Genomic DNA, 20,226 nt, shown 5'->3' on the forward strand with positions numbered 1-20,226 from the left:
TAACCTCACTTAGACGTGTCCGGCGGGCGTTCCGCCCCGTTCGAAAGCAGCCATACCCATGCCTTCTGCCCGTGCCACCCATCCGACCCGACGCGGCATCCTGGCCGCGGGCGGCGCCCTCGGCCTCGGGGCCGCGCTCGCCGCCTGCGGGGACGAGAAGGCGAAAAGCAGTGGCTCCGGCGACGCGACGGCGGCCGCCGAGACCGGCCCCTGGTCGTTCAAGGACGACCGCGGCGAGACTGCGAAGGCCGACAAGGTCCCCTCGGACATCGTGGCGTTCGTCGGCGTCGCCGCCGCGCTGTACGACTACGGCATCCAGGCCAAGGGCGTCTTCGGCCCCACGACGACCAAGGACGGCAAGGCCGACGTCCAGGCCGGCGACATGGACGTCAGCAAGGTCACCGTGCTGGGCAACGAGTGGGGCCAGTTCAACATCGAGAAGTACGCGGCCCTCCGGCCCGACGTCCTGATCTCCACGATGTTCGACGACGCCGGCACGCTCTGGTACGTCCCGGACGAGTCCAAGAAGAAGATCCTCGCCGTAGGGGCGCCCAGCGTCGGCATCTCCGTCTACGACCGCCAACTGACCGAGCCGCTCCAGCGCATGCTCGCGCTCGCCAAGTCCCTTGGCGCGGACACCGCCTCCAGCAAGGTGACCGAGGCGAAGAAGCGGTTCGAGGACGCGGCGGCCCGGCTGCGCGCGGCCGCCAAGGCGAAGCCCGGCATCAAGGTGCTGGCCGGGTCCGCGAGCCAGGACCTCTTCTACGTCTCCGGCTCCAACCTCTCCATCGACCTGGAGTACTTCAAGGCCCTCGGCGTGGACTTCGTCGAGCCCTCCGAGAAGGCCAAGGCGAAGGGCGGCGGCTGGTACGAGTCGCTGAGCTGGGAGAACGTCGACAAGTACCCGGCGGACATCATCATGATGGACAACCGGACCTCCGCCATCCAGCCCGCCGACATCACCGAGGCGACCTGGAAGAAGCTGCCCGCCGTCCAGGCCGGCCAGGTCATCGCCCGCAACCCCGAGCCGATCCTCTCCTACGACAAGTGCGTCCCGTTGCTCACGAGCCTCGCCGAGGCCATCGAGAAGGCGAAGAAGGTCAGCTGACATGACTACGGCCGTGGCCGCCCCGTTCCGTTTCTTCCCCTTGCAGGTCGTACGGACGAGGCGGCTCGGCCCGTCCCTGGTCCGGGTCACCTTCGCCGGTGACGACCTGCGGTACTTCCTCTCGGAGGGACGCGACCAGTCGCTGTCCCTCTTCCTCCCCCACCCCGGGCAGAGCGAGCCCGCCATCCCCTACCAGCTGGGGGACGGCTGGTGGCAGGCGTGGCGTGAACTCCCGGACGACGTACGGGCGGTGATGCGCTCGTACACCCTGCGGAGCCTGCGCCGCGATCCCGACGAGATCGACGTCGACTTCGTGCTGCACACCCCGGCCGGGCCCGCGTCCGCCTGGGCCGCGCGCGCCGCCGCCGGTGACCGCGTCGTGCTGCTCGGCCCGGCGGTCGCGGACAACCGCGCGATCCGCTTCCGCCCGCCCGAGGACACCGACCTGACGCTGATCTGGGGCGACGAGACCGCCCTGCCCGCCGTGTCGGCGATCCTCGAGTCCCTGCCGGCCGGCGCCCGCGCCCGCGTCTGGCTGGAGGTGCGCGACGCCGGGAACATCCAGGACCTGGCGACCGAGGCGGACGCGGAGATCACCTGGCTGGTCCGGGACACGGACGGCGTCGAGGTCCCCCACTGCCCCAAGGGCGTGGGAGGTGCCCCCACCCCCATGGCCCTCGACGCCCTGCGCGCCGCTCGACTCCCCGCCGCCGAACGGCCGTACGTGTGGATCGCGGGCGAGTCGGGGTGCGTGAAGCAGCTGCGCCGGCACTTCGTCGGGGAACGCGGGATCGACCGCCGGCGGGTCACCTTCGTCGGTTACTGGCGCCAGGGCCTGAGCGAGGAGCAACTGCGCGAGCGGGAGTGACGGCGGTCACGGAAGGGGCAGGATTAAGGGATGTGAACTTAGGTTAGGCTAACCTAAGTTTGACCTTGAAGTCGTGACCCCACCGCCTTCACCCACCCCGCACGGACCGTCCCCACCGGAGGACCCCCACATGCGCTCGCACCTGCTCAATGACCTGACCGCGGAGCACTACCGCCGCTCCGTGACCGAAGGAGTAGAGCGGGTGGCGGCCAAACTCGCCACCACCGACCGTCCGTTCACCGGTGTCACCGTCGACGCCCTCGCGCCCCGGATCGACGCCATCGACCTGGACCGGCCGCTGAGCGACACCGGCCTGGCCCTGGACGAGCTGGAGGACGTCTACCTCCGCGACGCGGTCTACTTCCACCACCCCCGCTACCTCGCCCACCTCAACTGCCCGGTCGTCATCCCGGCCGTGCTCGGCGAGGCCGTCCTGTCGGCCGTCAACTCCTCCCTCGACACCTGGGACCAGTCGGCCGGCGGCACCCTCATCGAACGCAGGCTCATCGACTGGACCGCCGAACGCATCGGCCTCGGCACGGCCGCCGACGGCGTGTTCACCTCCGGCGGCACCCAGTCCAACCTCCAGGCGCTGCTGCTGGCGAGGGAGGAGGCCAAGGGCGACTCCCTGGCCAAGCTGCGGATCTTCGCCTCCGAGGTCAGCCACTTCAGCGTGCAGAAGTCGGCGAAACTGCTCGGCCTCGGCGAGGAGTCGGTGGTCAGCGTCCCGGTCGACCACGACAAGCGCCTGCAGACCGTCGCCCTCGCCCGCGAGCTGGAGCGCTGCCGCCGCGACGGCCTTGTCCCCATGGCCGTCGTCGCCACCGCCGGCACCACCGACTTCGGCTCCATCGACCCGCTGCCCGAGATCGCCGAGCTGTGCGCCCAGTACGGCACCTGGCTCCACGTCGACGCTGCCTACGGCTGCGGACTGCTCGCCTCCCTGAAGTACCGGGACCGCCTCGCCGGCATCGAGCGCGCCGACTCCGTCACCGTCGACTACCACAAGTCCTTCTTCCAGCCGGTGAGTTCCTCCGCCGTGCTGGTGCGGGACGCGTCGACCCTGCGCCACGCCACCTACCACGCCGAGTACCTCAACCCCCACCGGATGGTGCGGGAACGCATCCCCAACCAGGTCGACAAGTCCCTGCAGACCACCCGCCGCTTCGACGCCCTCAAGCTGTGGATGACCCTGAGGGTCATGGGCGCCGACGGCATCGGCGAACTCTTCGACGAGGTCTGCGATCTGGCGGAGGAGGGCTGGCAGTGCCTCGCGGCCGACCCCCGCTTCGACGTCGTCGTCCGCCCGAGCCTGTCCACCCTGGTCTTCCGCTACATCCCCGCCGCCGTCACCGACCCCGCCGAGATCGACCGCGCCAACCTCCACGCCCGCAAGGCCCTGTTCGCCTCTGGGGACGCGGTGGTCGCGGGCACCAAGGTGGGCGGCCGCCACTACCTGAAGTTCACCCTGCTCAACCCCGAGACACAGGCGTCCGACATCGCCGCCGTCCTCGACCTGATCGCCGGCCACGCCGAGCAGTACCTGGGAGAGTCCCTTGACCGCGCTTGCTGAAACCGCCCCGCGCACCCACGACTTCGTGGGCATCGGCCTCGGCCCCTTCAACCTGGGCCTGGCCTGTCTGACCGAGCCCGTCGCCGAACTCGACGGCGTCTTCCTGGAGTCGAAGCCCGACTTCGAGTGGCACGCGGGCATGTTCCTGGACGGCGCCCACCTCCAGACGCCCTTCATGTCGGACCTGGTCACCCTCGCCGACCCGACCTCCCCGTACTCCTTCCTCAACTACCTCAAGGAGAAGGGGCGGCTGTACTCGTTCTACATCCGGGAGAACTTCTACCCGCTGCGGGTCGAGTACGACGACTACTGCCGCTGGGCCGCGAGCAAGCTGAGCAGCGTCCGCTTCGACACGACCGTGAGCGAGGTGACGTACGAGGACGGCCACTACCTCGTGCGCACGAAGACCGGCGGCAGCTTCCGCGCGCGCCATCTGGTCCTCGGCACGGGCACCTCACCGCACCACCCCGAGGCCGTGCGCGGACTGGGCGGCGACTTCATCCACAACTCCCGCTACGTCCAGCACAGAAGCGAGCTGGTGAAGAAGGAGTCGATCACGATCGTCGGCTCGGGCCAGTCCGCCGCCGAGATCTACCACGACCTGCTCAGCGAGATCGACGTCCACGGCTACCGGCTGAACTGGGTGACGCGCTCCCCCCGCTTCTTCCCTCTCGAATACACCAAACTCACGCTGGAGATGACCTCCCCGGAGTACGTCGACTACTACCACCGGCTGCCGGAGGCCACCCGCTACCGGCTCACCGAGCAGCAGAAGGGCCTGTTCAAGGGCATCGACGGCGATCTGATCAACGACATCTTCGACCTGCTCTACCAGAAGAACCTCGGCGGCCCGGTCCCCACCCGTCTGCTCACCAACTCCTGCCTGACCGGCGCCCGTTGGGAGGACGGCACCTACACCCTCGCCTTCCGTCAGGAGGAGCAGGAGAAGGACTTCGAGATCGAGTCGGAGGGTCTGGTCCTGGCGACCGGCTACCGCTACACCGAGCCGGAGTTCCTGGCCCCGATCAGGGACCGCCTGCGCTACGACTCGCACGGCAACTTCGACGTCGCCCGCAACTACGCCATCGACGTCACGGGCCGGGGCGTCTTCCTGCAGAACGCCGGCGTCCACACCCACAGCATCACCAGCCCCGACCTGGGCATGGGCGCCTACCGCAACAGCTACATCATCCGTGAGCTGCTCGGCGCCGAGTACTACCCGGTCGAGAAGACGATCGCGTTCCAGGAGTTCGCCGCATGAACACCCAGACAGCCGCCTTCACCTTCCGCCCCCTCGACCCCCTCAAGGACGCCGAACTGCTCCACCCCTGGGTCACCCACCCCAAGGCCGCGTTCTGGATGATGCAGGACGCCAGGCTGGAGGACGTCGAGCGCGCCTACATGGACATCGCGGCCGACGAGCACCACCACGCGCTGCTCGGCCTGGACCGGGCCGGCGAACCGGCCTTCCTGATGGAGAAGTACGACCCCGCCCACCGCGAACTCGTCGGACTGTACGAGCCGTTGCCCGGAGACATCGGCATGCACTTCCTCACCCCGCCGACCGACACGCCCGTGCACGGCTTCACCCGCGCCGTCATCACCGCCGTCATGGCGCACCTCTTCGAGGACCCGGCGGTCGACCGCGTCGTCGTCGAGCCGGACGTCTCCAACACGGCCGTCCACGCGCTCAACGCGGCCGTCGGGTTCGTGCCCGAGCGGGAGATACAGAAGCCGGAGAAGAACGCGTTGCTGAGCTTCTGCACCCGCGAGCAGTTCGAGAAGGCGGTGCTCGTATGACCCTCGCCGACGCCGTCGCCCACCTCTCCCCCGAGCGCTGGGCGCAGGCCAACCGCCTGCTGCTGCGCAAGGCGCTCGCCGAGTTCGCGCACGAGCGGCTGATCACGCCGGAGCGGGACGGGGACGCGTACGTCGTCCGCAGCGACGACGGCCTCACCCGCTACCGCTTCACCGCCACCCGCCGCGCCCTCGACCACTGGCAGGTCGACGCCGGCTCCATCACCCGGCACCGGGACGGCGGTGAACTCCCGCTCGCCGCCCTGGACTTCTTCATCGAGCTGAAGGACTCCCTCGGCCTGAGCGACGAGATCCTGCCGGTCTACCTGGAGGAGATCTCCTCCACCCTCTCCGGCACCTGCTACAAGCTCACCAAACCGCGGATCCCGGTCGCCGAGCTGGCCCGCTCCGGCTTCCAGGCGATCGAGACCGGCATGACCGAGGGCCACCCCTGCTTCGTCGCCAACAACGGCCGGCTCGGCTTCGGCGTCCACGAGTACCTGTCGTACGCGCCCGAGACCGCGAACCCGGTTCGGCTCGTCTGGCTGGCGGCCCACCGCTCGCGCGCCGCGTTCACGGCGGGCGTCGGGATCGAGTACGAGTCCTTCGTACGGGACGAGCTGGGCGCGGCGACCGTCGAGCGCTTCGAGGGCGTCCTGCGCGACCAGGGCCTCGACCCGGCGGACTATCTCCTCATCCCCGTGCACCCGTGGCAGTGGTGGAACAAGCTCACCGTCACCTTCGCCGCCGAGGTCGCCCGCCGCCACCTGGTGTGCCTCGGCGAGGGCGATGACGAGTACCTGGCCCAGCAGTCCATCCGGACCTTCTTCAACACCTCCCACCCCGAGAAGCACTATGTGAAGACCGCCCTGTCGGTCCTCAACATGGGCTTCATGCGCGGTCTTTCGGCCGCGTACATGGAGGCGACCCCGGCCATCAACGACTGGCTGGCCCAGCTGATCGAGGGCGACCCGGTGCTCAAGTCGACCGGGCTGAGCATCATCCGCGAGCGGGCCGCCGTCGGCTACCGGCACCTGGAGTACGAGAAGGCGACCGACCGCTACTCGCCGTACCGCAAGATGCTCGCGGCGCTGTGGCGGGAGAGCCCGGTGGCCTCCCTCCGGGACGGCGAGTCCCTCGCGACCATGGCCTGTCTCCTCCACGTCGACCACGAGGGCGCCGGTTTCGCGGGCGCGCTGATCGAGCGGTCGGCTCTCGCGCCGACGGAGTGGCTGCGGCGCTATCTGCGGGCGTACTACACCCCGCTGCTGCACAGCTTCTACGCCTACGACCTGGTCTACATGCCGCACGGCGAGAACGTGATCCTCGTCCTGAAGGACGGGATCGTGCAGCGCGCGATCTACAAGGACATAGCCGAGGAGATCGCGGTGATGGACCCGGACGCGGTGCTGCCGCCGACGGTCGAGCGGCTGCGGGTCGACGTCCCCGAGGACAAGAAGCTCCTCTCTGTCTTCACGGACGTCTTCGACTGCTTCTTCCGCTTCCTCGCGGCCGGCCTCGCCACCGAGGGGATCCTGGAGGAGGACGACTTCTGGCGGACGGTCGCGGAGGTCACCCGCGAGTACCAGGAGTCGGTGCCGGAACTCGCCGAGAAGTTCGAGCGGTACGACCTGTTCGCCCCCGAGTTCGCCCTGTCCTGCCTCAACCGGCTCCAGCTGCGCGACAACCGGCAGATGGTGGACCTCGCCGACCCCTCCGGCGCGCTCCAGCTCGTCGGCAACCTCAAGAACCCGATCGCCGGGTTCTGACCGGGACCGGACGGGCACCCCGGAGTACGGTCCTCCGGGGTGCCCGTCCACACATCCGAACAAATGGCCCCCCAGTTCCTTGAGGTGGATGCGGCCCACACCTCGCAGCGCTGTCCGCGCTGTGGCCACACCGAGCGGGCCGACCGGCCCGACCCGCGTGGGTATTCGTCACCATGGCCGTCCTGCCACCGACCTGACCGGACGGCGGGAGATGCGACCCGTGACCGCCCTGTCGTAGGGGGCAGTCGGGAGCGCGACAAGGCGCGGACGAACGAGTGCGAGCTCGGCCCTTCGCCGCCGAGAAGGTGACCCAGAAGGATGGCACGATGGCGTAGTGGCGGAAATCATCCAGAAGGACGGTACCTGGGCCTTCGACGGCGACGCCCTGCGGCTGACTCCCGGACGGGACCGCAACGTCAGTCTGCTGCGCCGCACACTGGGTGAACTCGTCGTCCCCCTGGGCGCGTTGGCCGGGATCTCGTTCGAGCAGGGCAAGAAGTCGGGGCGGCTCAGACTCCGGCTGCGCGACGGCGCCGACCCGCTGCTGCACGCCTCCGGCGGCCGCCTCACCGAGCCCAACGACCCCTACCAACTCCTCGTCGAGTCCGACCGCTACGGCGTCGCCGAGTACTTCACGGACGAGGTGCGCAGCGCCCTGCTGCTGGACGAGGTCCCCGCCGACCCGGTGAACGAGTATCTGCTGCCGGGCCCGTCCGTGCCGCTGTCGGTGTCCGCCGGGGACGGCACGGCGAGCTTCGACGGCGAGCGCGTACGACTGGAGTGGAACTGGAAGACGGAGGACGCCAAGGCCGCCGCCGGCAACCGCGTCCTGGCCCTCGGGGACGTCCTCGCCGTGGAGTGGCAGCCCGCGGTGGGCCTGGAGAACGGGCATCTGCGGTTCTCCGTGCGCGGCGGACAGACGAAGGCGCCGGCCAAGTACGACCCCAACTCGGTGGAGCTGTGGGGCTTCAAGAAGGACCCGCTGATGGCGCTGGTCGCGGCGGCCGTGCAGGCCCGGCTGCCGCATCCGTCGGCGGCGGCCGTGCCGGACGCACCGCCCGCGCAGCCCAAGCGGCTCGGGCCCGCCGAGGAGCGCGAGCACGACCACGACGCGCTGCTGCGGCGGCTGCGGGAACTCGGCGAGCTGCACCGCACCGGGGTGCTCACGGACGAGGAGTTCCAGATGGCCAAACAGGCGATCCTCAAGCGCATGTAGCGCGACGAGGACCGCCTGCCGGGTGTGCGCCCCGCCTTCCGGGCACACGGACTGCCGTGTGTCGGGCCCTACTTGGCCCGGCGTGCCACCGTGAAGTGGTCGATGCGGTCGCCGGTCTCGGCGATGCCCGACACCTTCAGCCTGGCGTAGCGCCCCTTCGACGCGGGCTCGACGTCCACGCGCAGGAAGGAGTAGTTGAGGTAGCGCACCCGGGACCAGGCGACGGTCTCGTTGACCTTGCCGTCCTTGGTGTTGACGAAGGAGGCGACCGAGTCGACCTCGTTCAGGTGGCCCTCGTAGGAGTCCGGCGCGGTGAACGCGTACAGGCTGCGGCCGGCCGCGCCCGCCGTCACGTAGACGACGCCCTCGGTCTCGGGGTACGCGGTCTCGCCGATCGGGAGCTTCTTGACGACCTTGTTGCCCTTGATCACGTCGGTGCGCTCGTACTGGTGGTTGTGGCCGTTGATGACCAGGTCCACCGTGTACTTCTCGAACAGCGGCACCCACTCCTGGCGCACGCCCCCCTCCGAGGCGTGCGCGGTGGAGGTGCAGTAGGCGCAGTGGTGGAAGAACACGACGATGAAGTCGATGTCCTTCGACGCCCGGAACTTCTTCAGCTGCGCCTCGAACCATGTGGTCTGGGTGCCGCCGGAGATGCCGAGGTTGGCCGGGATCTCGAAGGAGACGTCGTTCGGGTCCAGCGAGATGACCGCGGTGTTGCCGTAGACGAAGGAGTAGACGCCCGGCAGGTGCGCCTTGTCCGGCCCGTTGTCGGGGAGCGTGAAGCGGGCCTCCTCGCCGCCGTAACCGTTGGGCGAGTACCAGGCCTCCATGTCGTGGTTGCCGTAACTCACCATCCACGGAACGGACTTGGCGACCGACTCGGTCTGCGCGAGGAACTGGTCCCAGACGCGGGAGTCGAAGCCGGTGTCGGCGGACTTGCCCTGGCCGGCCGGGTCGGCGTAGGCGATGTCGCCGGCGTGCAGGTGGAAGGAGGGGTTCTGGCCGAGGATCAGGCTGTCGTTGGCCAGGCCGTGGTAGCTGACGCCCTGGTCGCCGAAGGCCGTGAAGGTGAACGGCTTGCTGCGGTCGGGGGCGGTGGTGAAGGTGCCCAGGGTGCCGAGCAGGTGCGGCTCGGCCGGGTCGAAGCCCTGGTGGCCGACGCCGTAGTAGTAGGTGCGGCCCGGGCGCAGGTGGGTGAGCTTGGCGTGCACGTAGTACTGCGTGTGGTCGCCGCTCGCGCCGACGCCGGCCGGGGTGTAGAGGGTGCGGATCTCGGCTTCGATCTTGCGGGAGAGGTCCCACGGGTGGGCGCCGACGCGGATGAAGGGCTTCTTCACCGCGACCGGGACCTGCCAGGAGACGGTCATCTCGGTGCTCGCGTCGTTGCCGAACGCGAGGTGCCGGCCGAACGGGGCGACGAGCGAGCCGTCGACGTACTCGGTCTGTGGGTGGCTCTGTGTGGGCGTGGCGGCCTGGGCGACCGCACCCGGCACGAACGCGCCACCGGCGACGGCGCCGATCGTGACGGCTCCGCCTCTCATCAGGTTGCGCCGCGAGAATCTCGCGCGCAGGTACTCGTGCTGCTCGGCCATGCTCATGCGCTCGGCCAGCTGCTCCGGTACTCCCATACGAGGTATGTCCATGACGACTGAAACTCGTCCACACGAGCAACGGCCCACCAGACCCCGGATGGACAGATCGCAAACAGAGGTTCATGGGAACACCAAAGAACGCCTACAGCCGCTTGCCCGATATCGGGCAGGATTCTTGCGAAACTCTCTTTTGTCCCTCAGGATCTACCGGGTGCACGACGAACTTGTCGATCATCTGACGCGGTCCACGCCCCTGAGCCGGGGCGAGGCGCTGCGGGTGATCCAGGACGTGCTCGCCTACTTCGACGAGACGACCACCGAGTACGTCCGTCGCCGCCACCGCGAGCTGCAGGCCCAGGGCCTGGTGAACGCGGAGATCTTCGAACGGATCGAGGCGGACCTGAAATACCGGGCGGTAGCGCCGCCGGAGCTTACGCTCAGGCAGTTGCGCCGCATCGTCTACGGCTGAGGGACTCATCTGTATGTGCGGAATCGTCGGATACATCGGGAAGCGTGATGTGGCTCCCCTCCTGCTGGAGGGCCTGCAGCGCCTCGAATACCGCGGCTACGACTCGGCGGGCATCGTGGTCACCTCCCCGAAGGCCGCCGGTCTGCGGATGGTCAAGGCCAAGGGCCGCGTACGCGACCTGGAGGCGAAGGTCCCGGCCCGCTTCAAGGGCACCACCGGCATCGCCCACACCCGCTGGGCCACCCACGGCGCCCCCTCCGACGTCAACGCCCACCCGCACCTGGACGCGGAGAACAAGGTCGCCGTCGTCCACAACGGCATCATCGACAACGCCTCCGACCTGCGCCGCAAGCTGGAGGCGGACGGCGTGGAGTTCCTCTCCGAGACCGACACCGAGGTCCTCACCCACCTCATCGCCCGCTCCCAGGCCGAGACCCTGGAGGAGAAGGTCCGCGAGACCCTCCGGGTCATCGAGGGCACGTACGGCATCGCCGTGCTGCACGCCGACTTCCCCGACCGCATCGTGGTGGCGCGCAACGGCTCCCCGGTCGTCCTCGGCGTCGGCGAGAAGGAGATGTTCGTCGCCTCCGACATCGCCGCCCTCGTCGCCCACACGCGGCAGATAGTGACCCTCGACGACGGCGAGATGGCCACCCTCAAGGCCGACGACTTCCGCACCTACACCACCGAGGGCACCCGTACGACGTCCGAGCCGACCACCGTGGAGTGGGAGGCGGCCTCCTACGACATGGGCGGCCACGACACGTACATGCACAAGGAGATCCACGAGCAGGCCGAGGCGGTCGACCGCGTCCTGCGCGGCCGCATCGACGACCGCTTCTCCACCGTGCACCTCGGCGGCCTCAACCTGGACGCCCGCGAGGCCCGGCAGATCCGCCGGGTGAAGATCCTCGGCTGCGGCACCAGCTACCACGCGGGCATGATCGGCGCCCAGATGATCGAGGAGCTGGCCCGCATCCCCGCCGATGCAGAGCCGGCCTCGGAGTTCCGCTACCGCAACGCGGTGGTGGACCCCGACACCCTGTACGTGGCCGTCTCCCAGTCCGGTGAGACCTACGACGTCCTCGCCGCCGTCCAGGAGCTCAAGCGCAAGGGCGCCCGGGTCTTCGGCATCGTCAACGTGGTCGGCTCGGCGATCGCCCGCGAGGCGGACGCGGGCATCTACGTCCACGCGGGCCCCGAGGTCTGCGTCGTCTCGACGAAGTGCTTCACCAACACCACGGTCGCCTTCGCCCTGCTCGCCCTGCACCTGGGCCGCACCCGCGACCTCTCGGTCCGCGACGGCAAGCGCATCATCGAGGGCCTGCGCAAGCTGCCCGCGCAGATCACCGAGGTCCTGAAGCAGGAGGCGGAGATCAAGAAGCTGGCCGAGCAGTACGCCGACGCCCGCTCGATGCTCTTCATCGGCCGGGTCCGCGGCTATCCGGTGGCCCGCGAGGCCTCCCTGAAGCTCAAGGAGGTCTCCTACATCCACGCGGAGGCCTACCCCGCCTCCGAGCTCAAGCACGGCCCCCTGGCCCTGATCGAACCGGCCCTCCCCACGGTCGCGATCGTCCCCGACGACGACCTCCTGGAGAAGAACCGCGCCGCGATGGAGGAGATCAAGGCCCGCAGCGGCAGGATCCTGGCGGTGGCCCACCAGCACCAGGAGAAGGCCGACGAGACGATCGTCGTCCCGAAGAACGAGGACGAACTGGACCCCATCCTGATGGGCATCCCCCTCCAACTCCTCGCCTACCACACGGCACTTGCCCTCGGCCGCGACATCGACAAGCCGAGGAACCTCGCAAAGTCGGTGACGGTTGAGTAGAGGCCCTTGTCTTCAGGGGCGCGGGGCTGTGTCGATATGCGGCTCCGCCGCGTGGGCGCGAGCAACCCCCACCCGCCCGTAGAGGCCGAACAACGAGGACGGACCCCACGTGAAGCCACCAACCACGGGGGGTCCGTCCATATCACCGGGGAGCCCAACCCCCGGCCGGCGCAGCTAACCGGTGGCCGTCACACCCCGGCCCGCAGCGCGTCGCGGAAGCACCGTCGGCCAGTGCGCGAGCGCGGCGGTCGCCGCGTACCAGGCAACGGCCCCCGCCGCCACGGCGAACCAGCCGCCGACCTTCGTGAGTGAACCGCTCGTCGCGAACTGCGCGATGGCGAGCAGCACGAGGGAGACGAAGAACAACCCGTAGGAGCCCTGGTCGAGTTGGTCCCCGCCCGCGAGGGTCAGGGTCAGGGTGACGAGGGCGAACAGCAGCAGGAACAGCCCTGCCGCGTGGGCGGACATCGCGTTGCCGGCCGTGACGGCCCAGGTGAACCACAGGGCGCCGAGCGCCGAGTAGGCCGTACCTGTCACCGCGTCACGGTCGCGGAAGGCGAACAGACCGGCGACGAACAGCGCGACGCCGCCTACATAGTGGGCCAGTGACACCGCGTCAGCGGCCGAGACCCCGTTGATCACGTCGGTGTGTCCGAGGCCGAACGCCAACAGGGTGATTCCCAGGGCGAGTCGGCCGACCACGGTGGTGGTCGCGCTCCCGGCGGAGACGTCTTTGTCCACGGCGGGCTCCCTTCGTGCATGTGCAGTTGTGCGGTGATCCGTATATGCCCTTCACAAGGGCACAAACACCTCTACGCACGAGTAGTTTCTGGCTGCCCACAGGGAGTTGACGGTGAGTCGGGAGACCGGGCCGGATGAACCGGACCGGGACTCAGGGAATGACGATGACGGGCCGCTTCGCCCGCTTGGCGAGCCGCCCCGCGACGGAGCCGAAGATGCGTCCCACGATGCCGTGCGTCGATCCGACGACGATCGCGTCGGCCTCGTACTCCCGCCCGACCTCTTCGAGTTCATGGCAGATGTCGCCGCCGCGCTCGACCAGGATCCAGGGCACCTCGGCCAGATAGTCGGCGCAGGCGAGCTCGAGTCCGAGCACCTCGGTGCGGTGGTCGGGCACGTCCACGAAGACCGGCGGCTCGCAGCCGGCCCACACCGTGGTGGGCAGCCGGTTGGCGACATGGACGATGATCAGGCCCGAGCCGGAGCGATGGGCCATGCCGATGGCGTAGGCGAGAGCACGCTCACTGGACGTGGAGCCGTCGAAACCGACGACCACGCCGTGCTTGAAGGCGGGATCGCAGGAATGACGTGGCTCGTCCGCCGCCAGGGGCTCGGCCGCCGTGGGGTCGGCGACGGGCCGCTTGCGGTCCCTGGGTTCGAAGAATTCGTGACCGGCCATGGCTGTCTCGGCGTTTTGATCCTTTATGGGAGGGACGACAGTGTGCGGCGGAGCTGTGTCCGGGAATCATCTTTCCCGCCCCATACCCCCAAGGGTACGGCGCCACGCCTCCTTAGCCCAGATCCCGCCCACGGTGCGTGGGGGTTCCAGGGAGCATGCACGAGGGGACGCCCGTAACGCAATGGTTGCTGCGCTGTACAGGCGGTTCGCACAGGATTCAGCTACCCGGCGGCCGGCCGGGGCGGGCGTACAGTGACCGACCGGTCGAACACGCGTTGAACCCGCTGACCCACGTCCCAGGGAGCACGCATGTCCGCACCGCACCGCACCCCCGACCCTCCCCGCGCGGCCGACCCGCCCCAGGACACCGCGACCGACGTCGTCCGCTGGGCGGTCTTCTCCTGCGTCCTGGTCCCCGTGGTCCTCCTCTGGTACGGCACCTCGCTCGCCGGCGCCGCGGGCACCGCCCTCGGCCTCGCCGCCGTCACCGCCGTGTGCCGGGTGCTGCTGCGCCAGTCGGAGCGGGGCGCGGCACGCCTGCTCACCGACGAGCGGGCGCAGGGTCGGGGCCGTCGGCAGCGGACCGGAACGGGGGCGCACAGAGGCGCTCGTCACACCGGTGGAAATACACCGGTCGGCTGACCGGTTTCCGCGCACGCGCCCGGCGCTTTTCAGCCAACTTCCCACGACCGCGTGTCGCCACCCGGCACCACCCCCCAACCCCCGTTCGACCTGCACATACAGGGGGTACGGGCCCCCGCGCACCCTATGTGGATTGGCCACCGCGACAAGGCGCACTTCCCTGCACGGCCCACGAGTGCAACGCTTCGTGATCGAATGCTTCACGCCAAGTTGCCATGTCGACAATGTGCCGGTTCCCGAACTGGGTCACCCCGGCACCACGGGACACAGTAGATTCGATCTTGACGTCTTACGGCGGGGGACTCGTGCAGGACCGAGGGGAAACGTGCAGGAGCGACACAACCGAGGAGCCGCGACCACCGAGGGGGGCTTAGCAGTATGAGCCACGACTCCACTGCCGCGCCGGAAGCCGCGGCCCGGAAGCTTTCCGGGCGACGCCGCAAGGAGATCGTCGCGGTGCTGCTGTTCAGCGGCGGCCCCATCTTCGAGAGTTCCATTCCGCTGTCGGTGTTCGGGATTGACCGCCAGGACGCCGGCGTGCCGCGCTACCGCCTGTTGGTGGCGGCCGGCGAGGAAGGCCCGCTGCGGACCACAGGGGGCCTGGAACTCACCGCGCCACATGGCCTGGAGGCGATCTCACGCGCCGGGACGGTCGTCGTACCGGCCTGGCGTTCGATCACCTCCCCGCCGCCGGAGGAGGCGCTCGACGCACTGCGCCGGGCGCACGAGGAAGGCGCCCGCATCGTCGGGCTGTGCACCGGCGCCTTCGTCCTGGCCGCGGCGGGCCTGCTGGACGGCCGCCCCGCGACGACGCACTGGATGTACGCACCGACGCTGGCCAAGCGCTATCCGTCGGTGCACGTGGATCCGAGGGAACTCTTCGTCGACGACGGAGACGTGCTGACGTCCGCCGGCACGGCGGCCGGAATCGACCTCTGCCTCCACATCGTGCGCACCGACCACGGCAACGAGGCGGCCGGCGCCCTGGCCCGCCGTCTCGTCGTCCCGCCACGCCGGACGGGAGGCCAGGAGCGCTACCTGGACCGCTCTTTACCAGAGGAGATCGGCGCCGACCCGCTCGCCGAGGTCGTCGCCTGGGCGCTGGAGCACCTGCACGAGCAGTTCGACGTCGAGACGCTGGCGGCCCGCGCGTACATGAGCCGCCGCACCTTCGACCGCCGCTTCCGCTCGCTGACGGGCAGCGCCCCGCTGCAGTGGCTGATCACCCAGCGGGTGCTGCAGGCGCAGCGTCTGCTGGAGACGTCCGACTACTCGGTCGACGAGGTCGCGGGCCGCTGCGGCTTCCGTTCGCCGGTGGCCCTGCGCGGCCACTTCCGCCGTCAGCTGGGCTCGTCGCCGGCGGCGTACCGCGCCGCGTACCGGGCCCGCCGCCCCCAGGGCGACAAGCCGGCGGACGTGGAACCGACACCGGGTCCCGCGGCCCCGGGTCCGACCCTCCACCCGGAGGGCCCGGTCCCGCTGCAGAGCCGCCGCACGGCGGCGAGCGCGGTGGGCGCGGGGCCGTCCCTGTCGACGGCGAGCGCCTCCGCGGACAACGGCCGCGAGGCCTACATGGCGGGCCGCGCGAGCGTGCCGGGCCAGCGCAGCGGGACCTGACCTAGGAACGCCGGGCGGACTCCAGCCCGTCCGGCGTCCGGGGCCCCGGGTGCGCCGACCCCGGTGCGCCGACCCCGGCACCGGTCATCCCAAAAGCGAGCGCCCGCTTTAGGGTGGTCGCATGAACGATCGCATGGTGTGGATCGACTGCGAGATGACCGGCCTCTCGCTGTCCGACGACGCGCTCATCGAGGTGGCCGCCCTCGTCACCGACTCCGAGCTGAACGTACTCGGCGAGGGAGTCGACATCGTCATCCGGCCGCCGGACCAGGCGCTGGAGACGATGCCGGAGGTGGTGCGTCAGATGCACACCGCGTCCGGGCTGCTCGCCGAGCTTCCCGGCGGCACGACCCTGGCGGACGCCGAGGACCAGGTCCTCACCTATGTCCGCGAACACGTCAAGGAGCCCGGCAAGGCGCCCCTGTGCGGCAACTCGGTCGGCACCGACCGCGGTTTCCTCCTGCGCGACATGCCGACCCTGGAGGACTACCTCCACTACCGCATCGTCGACGTGTCGTCGATCAAGGAGCTGGCCCGCCGCTGGTACCCGCGCGCCTACTTCAACAGTCCCGAGAAGAACGGCAACCACCGCGCCCTCGCCGACATCCGCGAGTCGATCGCCGAGCTCCGCTACTACCGCGAGGCGATCTTCGTACCCCAGCCCGGCCCCGACTCCGACACCGCGAAGACGATCGCGGCGAAGCACGTCCTGCCTGCTCAGTAGCCGTCCCCGGGGTCCCGGGAGGGCCCCCGCGAAAGCCGTGCGCGAGCACCCCTTCGGACCCTGTACACTTTTTCTCGGCCGGTCGGGGAAACCACAGATCTCAACCGCTGGTCGTGGTGGGTGTAGCTCAGCTGGTAGAGCACCTGGTTGTGGTCCAGGATGTCGCGGGTTCGAGTCCCGTCACTCACCCCACGAGAACAGGCCCCATGGCCTGCGGAAACGCAGGCCATGGGGCCTGTCTTACGTTTGGCCACGGCCGAACTACCGTCGTCCAGCCGCCGACGATTCGAGTCGTCCGGGAAGAAGCGGCACCATCAGCACGTCCCCGACGAACTTCCAGGTAAGTGACCCGGGAACCTCCTCGCCGTTCCTCGCGAACCACCCGGGGGCAACAGCGCGACACGCCGCCGCGACGTGCATCAACCGGGCGATCAGCTGCGATCAGTTGCGATCAGAAAGGCCAGATCCGAGGCCCGCGAGATCCAGACCTAACTGCTCCGAAACGGCGCCGAAACACCCCCTGTGTCTACTCAGCGGAGACGCTGATTCATTTCAGTGAACCTGACCTCGGGAGCCATCATGACGGACAACCTCGATCTGGCCGCCCTCTGTGAGGCCAGCGGCACCAAGTTCCTCCTGGCGCTCTTCGTCGACCTCAACGGCAAGCCGTGTGCCAAGCTCGTGCCTGTCGAGGCTGTCGACGAGCTGGCGACGGAGGGCGTCGGCTTCGCCGGGTACGCCGTCGGCGCGATCGGGCAGGAGCCCAAGGACCCCGACCTGATGGCGATCCCGGACGTCGCCTCCTTCACGCCCGTCCCGTTCGTCAAGGAAGGCCTGGCGATCGTCCACTGCGACCCCCACGTGGAGGGCGAGCCGTGGCCCTTCGCTCCCCGCGTGATCCTCAAGCAGGTCGTCGCCAAGGCGGCCGCCGCCGGCTTCGCGCCCTACGCCGGCGCCGAGGTGGAGTACTTCCTCCTCAAGCGCGACGCGGCGGGCGCCCTGGTCCCGGCGGACAGCGACGACGTCGCGGCCCAGCCGTGCTACGACGCGCGTGGCGTCACCCGGATGTACGACCACCTGACCTCGATCAGCACCGCGATGAACCAGCTCGGCTGGGGCAACTACGCCAACGACCACGAGGACGGCAACGGCCAGTTCGAGCAGAACTTCCGGTACGCCGACGCCCTGACGACGGCCGACCGAGTCGTCACCCTCCGCTACCTGCTGAGCGTGCTCGCCCAGGAGCGGGGCATGATCGCGACCTTCATGCCGAAGCCGTTCGCCCACCGCACCGGCTCCGGCCTCCACCTCCACCTCTCCCTGCGCGACACCGCGACCGGCACCCCGGTCTTCCCGGCGAGCAGCGAGGGCGCCGAGGACTCGGTCGGTCTGGGGCTGTCGAAGACGGCGTACTCCTTCGTCGCCGGCATCCTGGAGCACGCGACCGCGCTGCAGGCGGTCATCGCGCCGACGGTCAACTCCTACAAGCGGACCGGCGCGGTCGCCTCCAGTGCGAGCGGTGCGACCTGGGCGCCCACACTGCCGACCTACGGCGGCAACGACCGGACCCACTACGTGCGCATCCCGGACAACCAGCGCATCGAGCTGCGCGGCGGCGACGGCTCGGCCAATCCGTATCTCGCCATCGCCGCGGCCGTGGACGCCGGCCTCGACGGCATCGCCGGCGGCCTCTCCCTCGGCGAGGTCGGCACCGGTCCCGAGACGCCCTTCCCGCTGACGCTGCTGCACGCCGTCGAGGCCTTCGAGGCCGACGACGTCGTCAAGGGAACCCTCGACGTCGCGGGCCCGGGGGTCGCCGACTACTTCGCGAGCCTGAAGAAGGACGAGTTCTTCGCCTACCACGCGGCCGTCTCCGGCTGGGAGCACGACCGCTACCTCACCGCCTTCTGAGCCGCCCTCTGAGCCGCCCTCTGAGCCGCCTTCTGAGGCGCCCTCTGATGTGCCGTCACCCTCGAGAAAGGGACGCAACACATGTGTGGAATCGTCGGGTTGCACCTGCGCAGCCCCGAGCTCTACTCCCGGCTCGGTGAGCTCCTCACCGGGATGCTGTGCGAGATGGAGGACCGCGGCGCGGACTCGGCGGGCATCGCCGTCTACGGCAACGAGGACTGGTCGCCGCGCGGCAAAGGCTCGGTCTCACTGATCGACATCGACGTGACCGCCGAGACGGTCGCGGCGGCGCTCGGCGCCGAAAGCGGCACCGAGGTGACGGCCATCACCGTCGACAACGTGGTGCTCGCCAACGCCGACGTCGACTCGGAGGCGCTGATGGCCGCCGCGAAGAAGGCCTACCCGCACGTCCTCATCGGCGGCTTCGGCGAGGACCTCGCCGTCCTCAAGGGCGTCGGCGCCCCCCGGGCGCTGGCCGAGAGCTGGGGCCTGGCGAAGGCGCGGGGCTGGCAGGGCGTGGGCCACACCCGGATGGCGACCGAGTCGGCGGTCACGTCGTCGGGCGCGCACCCCTACGCCGTGGGCCCGGGCGAGTGCCTGGTGCACAACGGCTCCTTCTCCAACCACGCCACGATCCGCCGCGACCTGCGGGCCGCCGGCGTCGAGTTCGACTCCGAGAACGACACCGAGGTCGGCGCCCGCTTCGTCGCGCACCGACTCGCGGACGGCAAGGGCGTCGACGAGGCACTCACCGACCTGACCCGGACCTTCGACGGTTTCTACACCCTGCTGGTCTCCAACCGCGACAGCTTCGCGGTCGTCCGCGACGCCATCGCCTGCAAGCCGGCCGTCATCGCCGAGACCGACGACTGGGTGGCGATGGCGTCGGAGTACCGGGCCCTCGCCCACCTGCCCGGCGTCGAGAACGCCCGGATCTGGGAGCCCGAGCCCGAGGTCATCTACCACTGGAACCGTCAGGAGGTGTCGGCATGAGCTCCGCCGACGAGGCAGTGCCCGCGTTCGACCTGAGCACCACGCCCCTGCGCGAGGTCAACCAGGCACTGCACGCCGCGGGCCTGGAGGGTGAGTACGTGATCGAGAACCCGCGCGGCGCCCACAACGTCGCCGTCGGCCTCGACGCGCCGGTCAAGGTCACCGTCAACGGGCATCTCGGCTACTACGCCGCCGGCATGAACCAGCAGGCCGAGGTCGTCATCAACGGCAACGCCGGCACCGGCCTGGCCGAGAACATGATGAGCGGCACCGTCCATGTCACGGGCTCGGCCTCACAGTCGGCCGGGGCCACAGGGCGTGGCGGTCTGCTGGTCATCGACGGCGACGCCGGCGCCCGCTGCGGCATCTCGATGAAGGGCATCGACATCGTCGTCGGCGGCGACGTCGGGCACATGAGCGCGTTCATGGCGCAGAAGGGCCGCCTGGTGGTCCGCGGGGACGCGGGGGACGCGCTCGGCGACTCGCTCTACGAGGCCCGCATCTACCTGCGCGGCACCGCCAAGTCGCTCGGGGCCGACTGCGTCGAGAAGGAGTTGCGGCCCGAGCACCTTCAGGAGCTGGCGGGCCTGCTCAAGGCGGCCGGCTTCGAGGACGACGACCCGGCGTCGTACAAGCGCTACGGCTCGGCCCGCACTCTCTACCACTTCACCCACGAGAACGAGTACTGAGGCA

The 20,226-nt window shown here is 69.6% G+C and carries 18 protein-coding genes and 1 tRNA gene; 16 read left to right on the forward strand and 3 right to left on the reverse strand.

What is annotated here, in order from left to right; all coding sequences use genetic code 11:
• Positions 1–58 precede the first annotated feature (58 nt).
• The 7 genes from MKW14_RS07125 to MKW14_RS07155 all read left to right on the forward strand — a co-directional run bounded on the left by MKW14_RS07125 (position 59) and on the right by MKW14_RS07155 (position 8,331).
• On the forward strand, positions 59–1,108 hold the full coding sequence (locus MKW14_RS07125; protein ID WP_240859893.1) for an ABC transporter substrate-binding protein: 1,050 nt from the start codon (positions 59–61) through the stop codon (positions 1,106–1,108).
• A gap of 1 nt (position 1,109) precedes the next feature.
• Positions 1,110–1,976: a siderophore-interacting protein gene (locus MKW14_RS07130; RefSeq protein ID WP_240859896.1), complete on the forward strand. Its 867-nt coding sequence runs from the start codon at positions 1,110–1,112 to the stop codon at positions 1,974–1,976.
• Positions 1,977–2,106: 130 nt separating this feature from the next.
• Positions 2,107–3,549: a lysine decarboxylase DesA gene (gene desA / locus MKW14_RS07135; protein ID WP_240859907.1), complete on the forward strand. Its 1,443-nt coding sequence runs from the start codon at positions 2,107–2,109 to the stop codon at positions 3,547–3,549.
• The gene (locus MKW14_RS07140) at positions 3,533–4,810 is read left to right on the forward strand and encodes a lysine N(6)-hydroxylase/L-ornithine N(5)-oxygenase family protein (protein ID WP_240859908.1); all 1,278 of its coding nucleotides are present in this window, start codon (positions 3,533–3,535) and stop codon (positions 4,808–4,810) included. Before desA ends, MKW14_RS07140 begins: the two co-directional genes overlap by 17 nt.
• Positions 4,807–5,349 (forward strand): GNAT family N-acetyltransferase, encoded by a 543-nt coding sequence (locus MKW14_RS07145; RefSeq protein ID WP_240859910.1) that lies wholly within the window; start codon positions 4,807–4,809, stop codon positions 5,347–5,349. The genes MKW14_RS07140 and MKW14_RS07145 overlap by 4 nt, the downstream gene beginning before the upstream one ends.
• Positions 5,346–7,115, forward strand: coding sequence for an IucA/IucC family protein (locus MKW14_RS07150; RefSeq protein WP_240859913.1), 1,770 nt, complete (start codon positions 5,346–5,348; stop codon positions 7,113–7,115). Before MKW14_RS07145 ends, MKW14_RS07150 begins: the two co-directional genes overlap by 4 nt.
• Positions 7,116–7,449: 334 nt before the next feature.
• Positions 7,450–8,331 carry a DUF4429 domain-containing protein gene (locus tag MKW14_RS07155; protein ID WP_240859915.1) on the forward strand — a complete coding sequence of 294 codons (882 nt, stop codon included), beginning with the start codon at positions 7,450–7,452 and terminating at the stop codon, positions 8,329–8,331.
• Positions 8,332–8,399: 68 nt separating this feature from the next.
• On the opposite strand, the gene MKW14_RS07160 is transcribed toward MKW14_RS07155, so the two are convergent.
• Complete coding sequence (locus MKW14_RS07160) at positions 8,400–9,962, reverse strand: purple acid phosphatase family protein (RefSeq protein ID WP_240859917.1); 1,563 nt, start codon at positions 9,960–9,962, stop codon at positions 8,400–8,402.
• Positions 9,963–10,137: 175 nt separating this feature from the next.
• On the opposite strand from MKW14_RS07160, the gene MKW14_RS07165 reads away from it, so the two are divergent.
• Both MKW14_RS07165 and glmS read left to right on the forward strand, forming a co-directional pair.
• Positions 10,138–10,395: a hypothetical protein gene (locus MKW14_RS07165; RefSeq protein WP_133040768.1), complete on the forward strand. Its 258-nt coding sequence runs from the start codon at positions 10,138–10,140 to the stop codon at positions 10,393–10,395.
• A gap of 13 nt (positions 10,396–10,408) precedes the next feature.
• Positions 10,409–12,226 (forward strand): glutamine--fructose-6-phosphate transaminase (isomerizing), encoded by a 1,818-nt coding sequence (gene glmS, locus MKW14_RS07170; RefSeq protein ID WP_240859919.1) that lies wholly within the window; start codon positions 10,409–10,411, stop codon positions 12,224–12,226.
• Between the two features lie 174 nt (positions 12,227–12,400).
• Here glmS and MKW14_RS07175 read toward each other — a convergent pair whose 3' ends face one another.
• Both MKW14_RS07175 and MKW14_RS07180 read right to left on the reverse strand, forming a co-directional pair.
• A complete protein-coding gene (locus tag MKW14_RS07175; RefSeq protein ID WP_240859920.1) occupies positions 12,401–12,967 on the reverse strand; it encodes a GPR1/FUN34/YaaH family transporter in 567 nt (188 codons plus the stop codon).
• 151 nt (positions 12,968–13,118) lie between these two features.
• Complete coding sequence (locus MKW14_RS07180; protein WP_240859923.1) at positions 13,119–13,646, reverse strand: universal stress protein; 528 nt, start codon at positions 13,644–13,646, stop codon at positions 13,119–13,121.
• A gap of 309 nt (positions 13,647–13,955) precedes the next feature.
• Between MKW14_RS07180 and MKW14_RS07185 the strand changes: the two genes are divergently transcribed.
• From MKW14_RS07185 to MKW14_RS07215, 7 genes are all read left to right on the forward strand, one after another.
• Positions 13,956–14,288, forward strand: a complete 333-nt coding sequence (locus tag MKW14_RS07185) for a hypothetical protein (RefSeq protein WP_240859924.1) — start codon at positions 13,956–13,958, stop codon at positions 14,286–14,288.
• A gap of 378 nt (positions 14,289–14,666) precedes the next feature.
• Positions 14,667–15,905 (forward strand): helix-turn-helix domain-containing protein, encoded by a 1,239-nt coding sequence (locus tag MKW14_RS07190; protein WP_240859927.1) that lies wholly within the window; start codon positions 14,667–14,669, stop codon positions 15,903–15,905.
• 121 nt (positions 15,906–16,026) lie between these two features.
• Entirely contained in the window at positions 16,027–16,629 is a 603-nt protein-coding gene (gene orn, locus MKW14_RS07195; protein WP_240859928.1) for an oligoribonuclease, read from the forward strand.
• A gap of 116 nt (positions 16,630–16,745) precedes the next feature.
• Positions 16,746–16,821, forward strand: a tRNA-His gene (locus tag MKW14_RS07200).
• Positions 16,822–17,208: 387 nt separating this feature from the next.
• Positions 17,209–18,540 (forward strand): type III glutamate--ammonia ligase, encoded by a 1,332-nt coding sequence (gene glnT / locus MKW14_RS07205; protein ID WP_240859930.1) that lies wholly within the window; start codon positions 17,209–17,211, stop codon positions 18,538–18,540.
• A gap of 81 nt (positions 18,541–18,621) precedes the next feature.
• Entirely contained in the window at positions 18,622–19,533 is a 912-nt protein-coding gene (locus MKW14_RS07210; RefSeq protein WP_240859932.1) for a class II glutamine amidotransferase domain-containing protein, read from the forward strand.
• A complete protein-coding gene (locus MKW14_RS07215; protein WP_240859934.1) occupies positions 19,530–20,222 on the forward strand; it encodes a glutamate synthase in 693 nt (230 codons plus the stop codon). Before MKW14_RS07210 ends, MKW14_RS07215 begins: the two co-directional genes overlap by 4 nt.
• The last annotated feature ends 4 nt before the right edge of the window (positions 20,223–20,226 follow it).

Source organism: Streptomyces gilvus (assembly GCF_022513565.1).
In the GTDB taxonomy this organism is placed as follows: domain Bacteria; phylum Actinomycetota; class Actinomycetes; order Streptomycetales; family Streptomycetaceae; genus Streptomyces; species Streptomyces gilvus.

Excerpts from the sequence above, each read along its gene's own strand:
- MKW14_RS07185 (WP_240859924.1), top strand. The coding sequence starts at position 13,956 with ATGTCCGCACCGCACCGCACCCCCGACCCTCCCCGCGCGGCCGACCCG.
- orn (WP_240859928.1), top strand. The coding sequence starts at position 16,027 with ATGAACGATCGCATGGTGTGGATCGACTGCGAGATGACCGGCCTCTCG.
- MKW14_RS07215 (WP_240859934.1), top strand. The coding sequence starts at position 19,530 with ATGAGCTCCGCCGACGAGGCAGTGCCCGCGTTCGACCTGAGCACCACG.
- MKW14_RS07145 (WP_240859910.1), top strand. The coding sequence starts at position 4,807 with ATGAACACCCAGACAGCCGCCTTCACCTTCCGCCCCCTCGACCCCCTC.
- MKW14_RS07210 (WP_240859932.1), top strand. The coding sequence starts at position 18,622 with ATGTGTGGAATCGTCGGGTTGCACCTGCGCAGCCCCGAGCTCTACTCC.
- MKW14_RS07190 (WP_240859927.1), top strand. The coding sequence starts at position 14,667 with ATGAGCCACGACTCCACTGCCGCGCCGGAAGCCGCGGCCCGGAAGCTT.
- MKW14_RS07160 (WP_240859917.1), bottom strand. The coding sequence starts at position 9,962 with ATGGGAGTACCGGAGCAGCTGGCCGAGCGCATGAGCATGGCCGAGCAG.
- MKW14_RS07130 (WP_240859896.1), top strand. The coding sequence starts at position 1,110 with ATGACTACGGCCGTGGCCGCCCCGTTCCGTTTCTTCCCCTTGCAGGTC.
- desA (WP_240859907.1), top strand. The coding sequence starts at position 2,107 with ATGCGCTCGCACCTGCTCAATGACCTGACCGCGGAGCACTACCGCCGC.
- glmS (WP_240859919.1), top strand. The coding sequence starts at position 10,409 with ATGTGCGGAATCGTCGGATACATCGGGAAGCGTGATGTGGCTCCCCTC.
- MKW14_RS07180 (WP_240859923.1), bottom strand. The coding sequence starts at position 13,646 with ATGGCCGGTCACGAATTCTTCGAACCCAGGGACCGCAAGCGGCCCGTC.
- glnT (WP_240859930.1), top strand. The coding sequence starts at position 17,209 with ATGACGGACAACCTCGATCTGGCCGCCCTCTGTGAGGCCAGCGGCACC.
- MKW14_RS07125 (WP_240859893.1), top strand. The coding sequence starts at position 59 with ATGCCTTCTGCCCGTGCCACCCATCCGACCCGACGCGGCATCCTGGCC.
- MKW14_RS07150 (WP_240859913.1), top strand. The coding sequence starts at position 5,346 with ATGACCCTCGCCGACGCCGTCGCCCACCTCTCCCCCGAGCGCTGGGCG.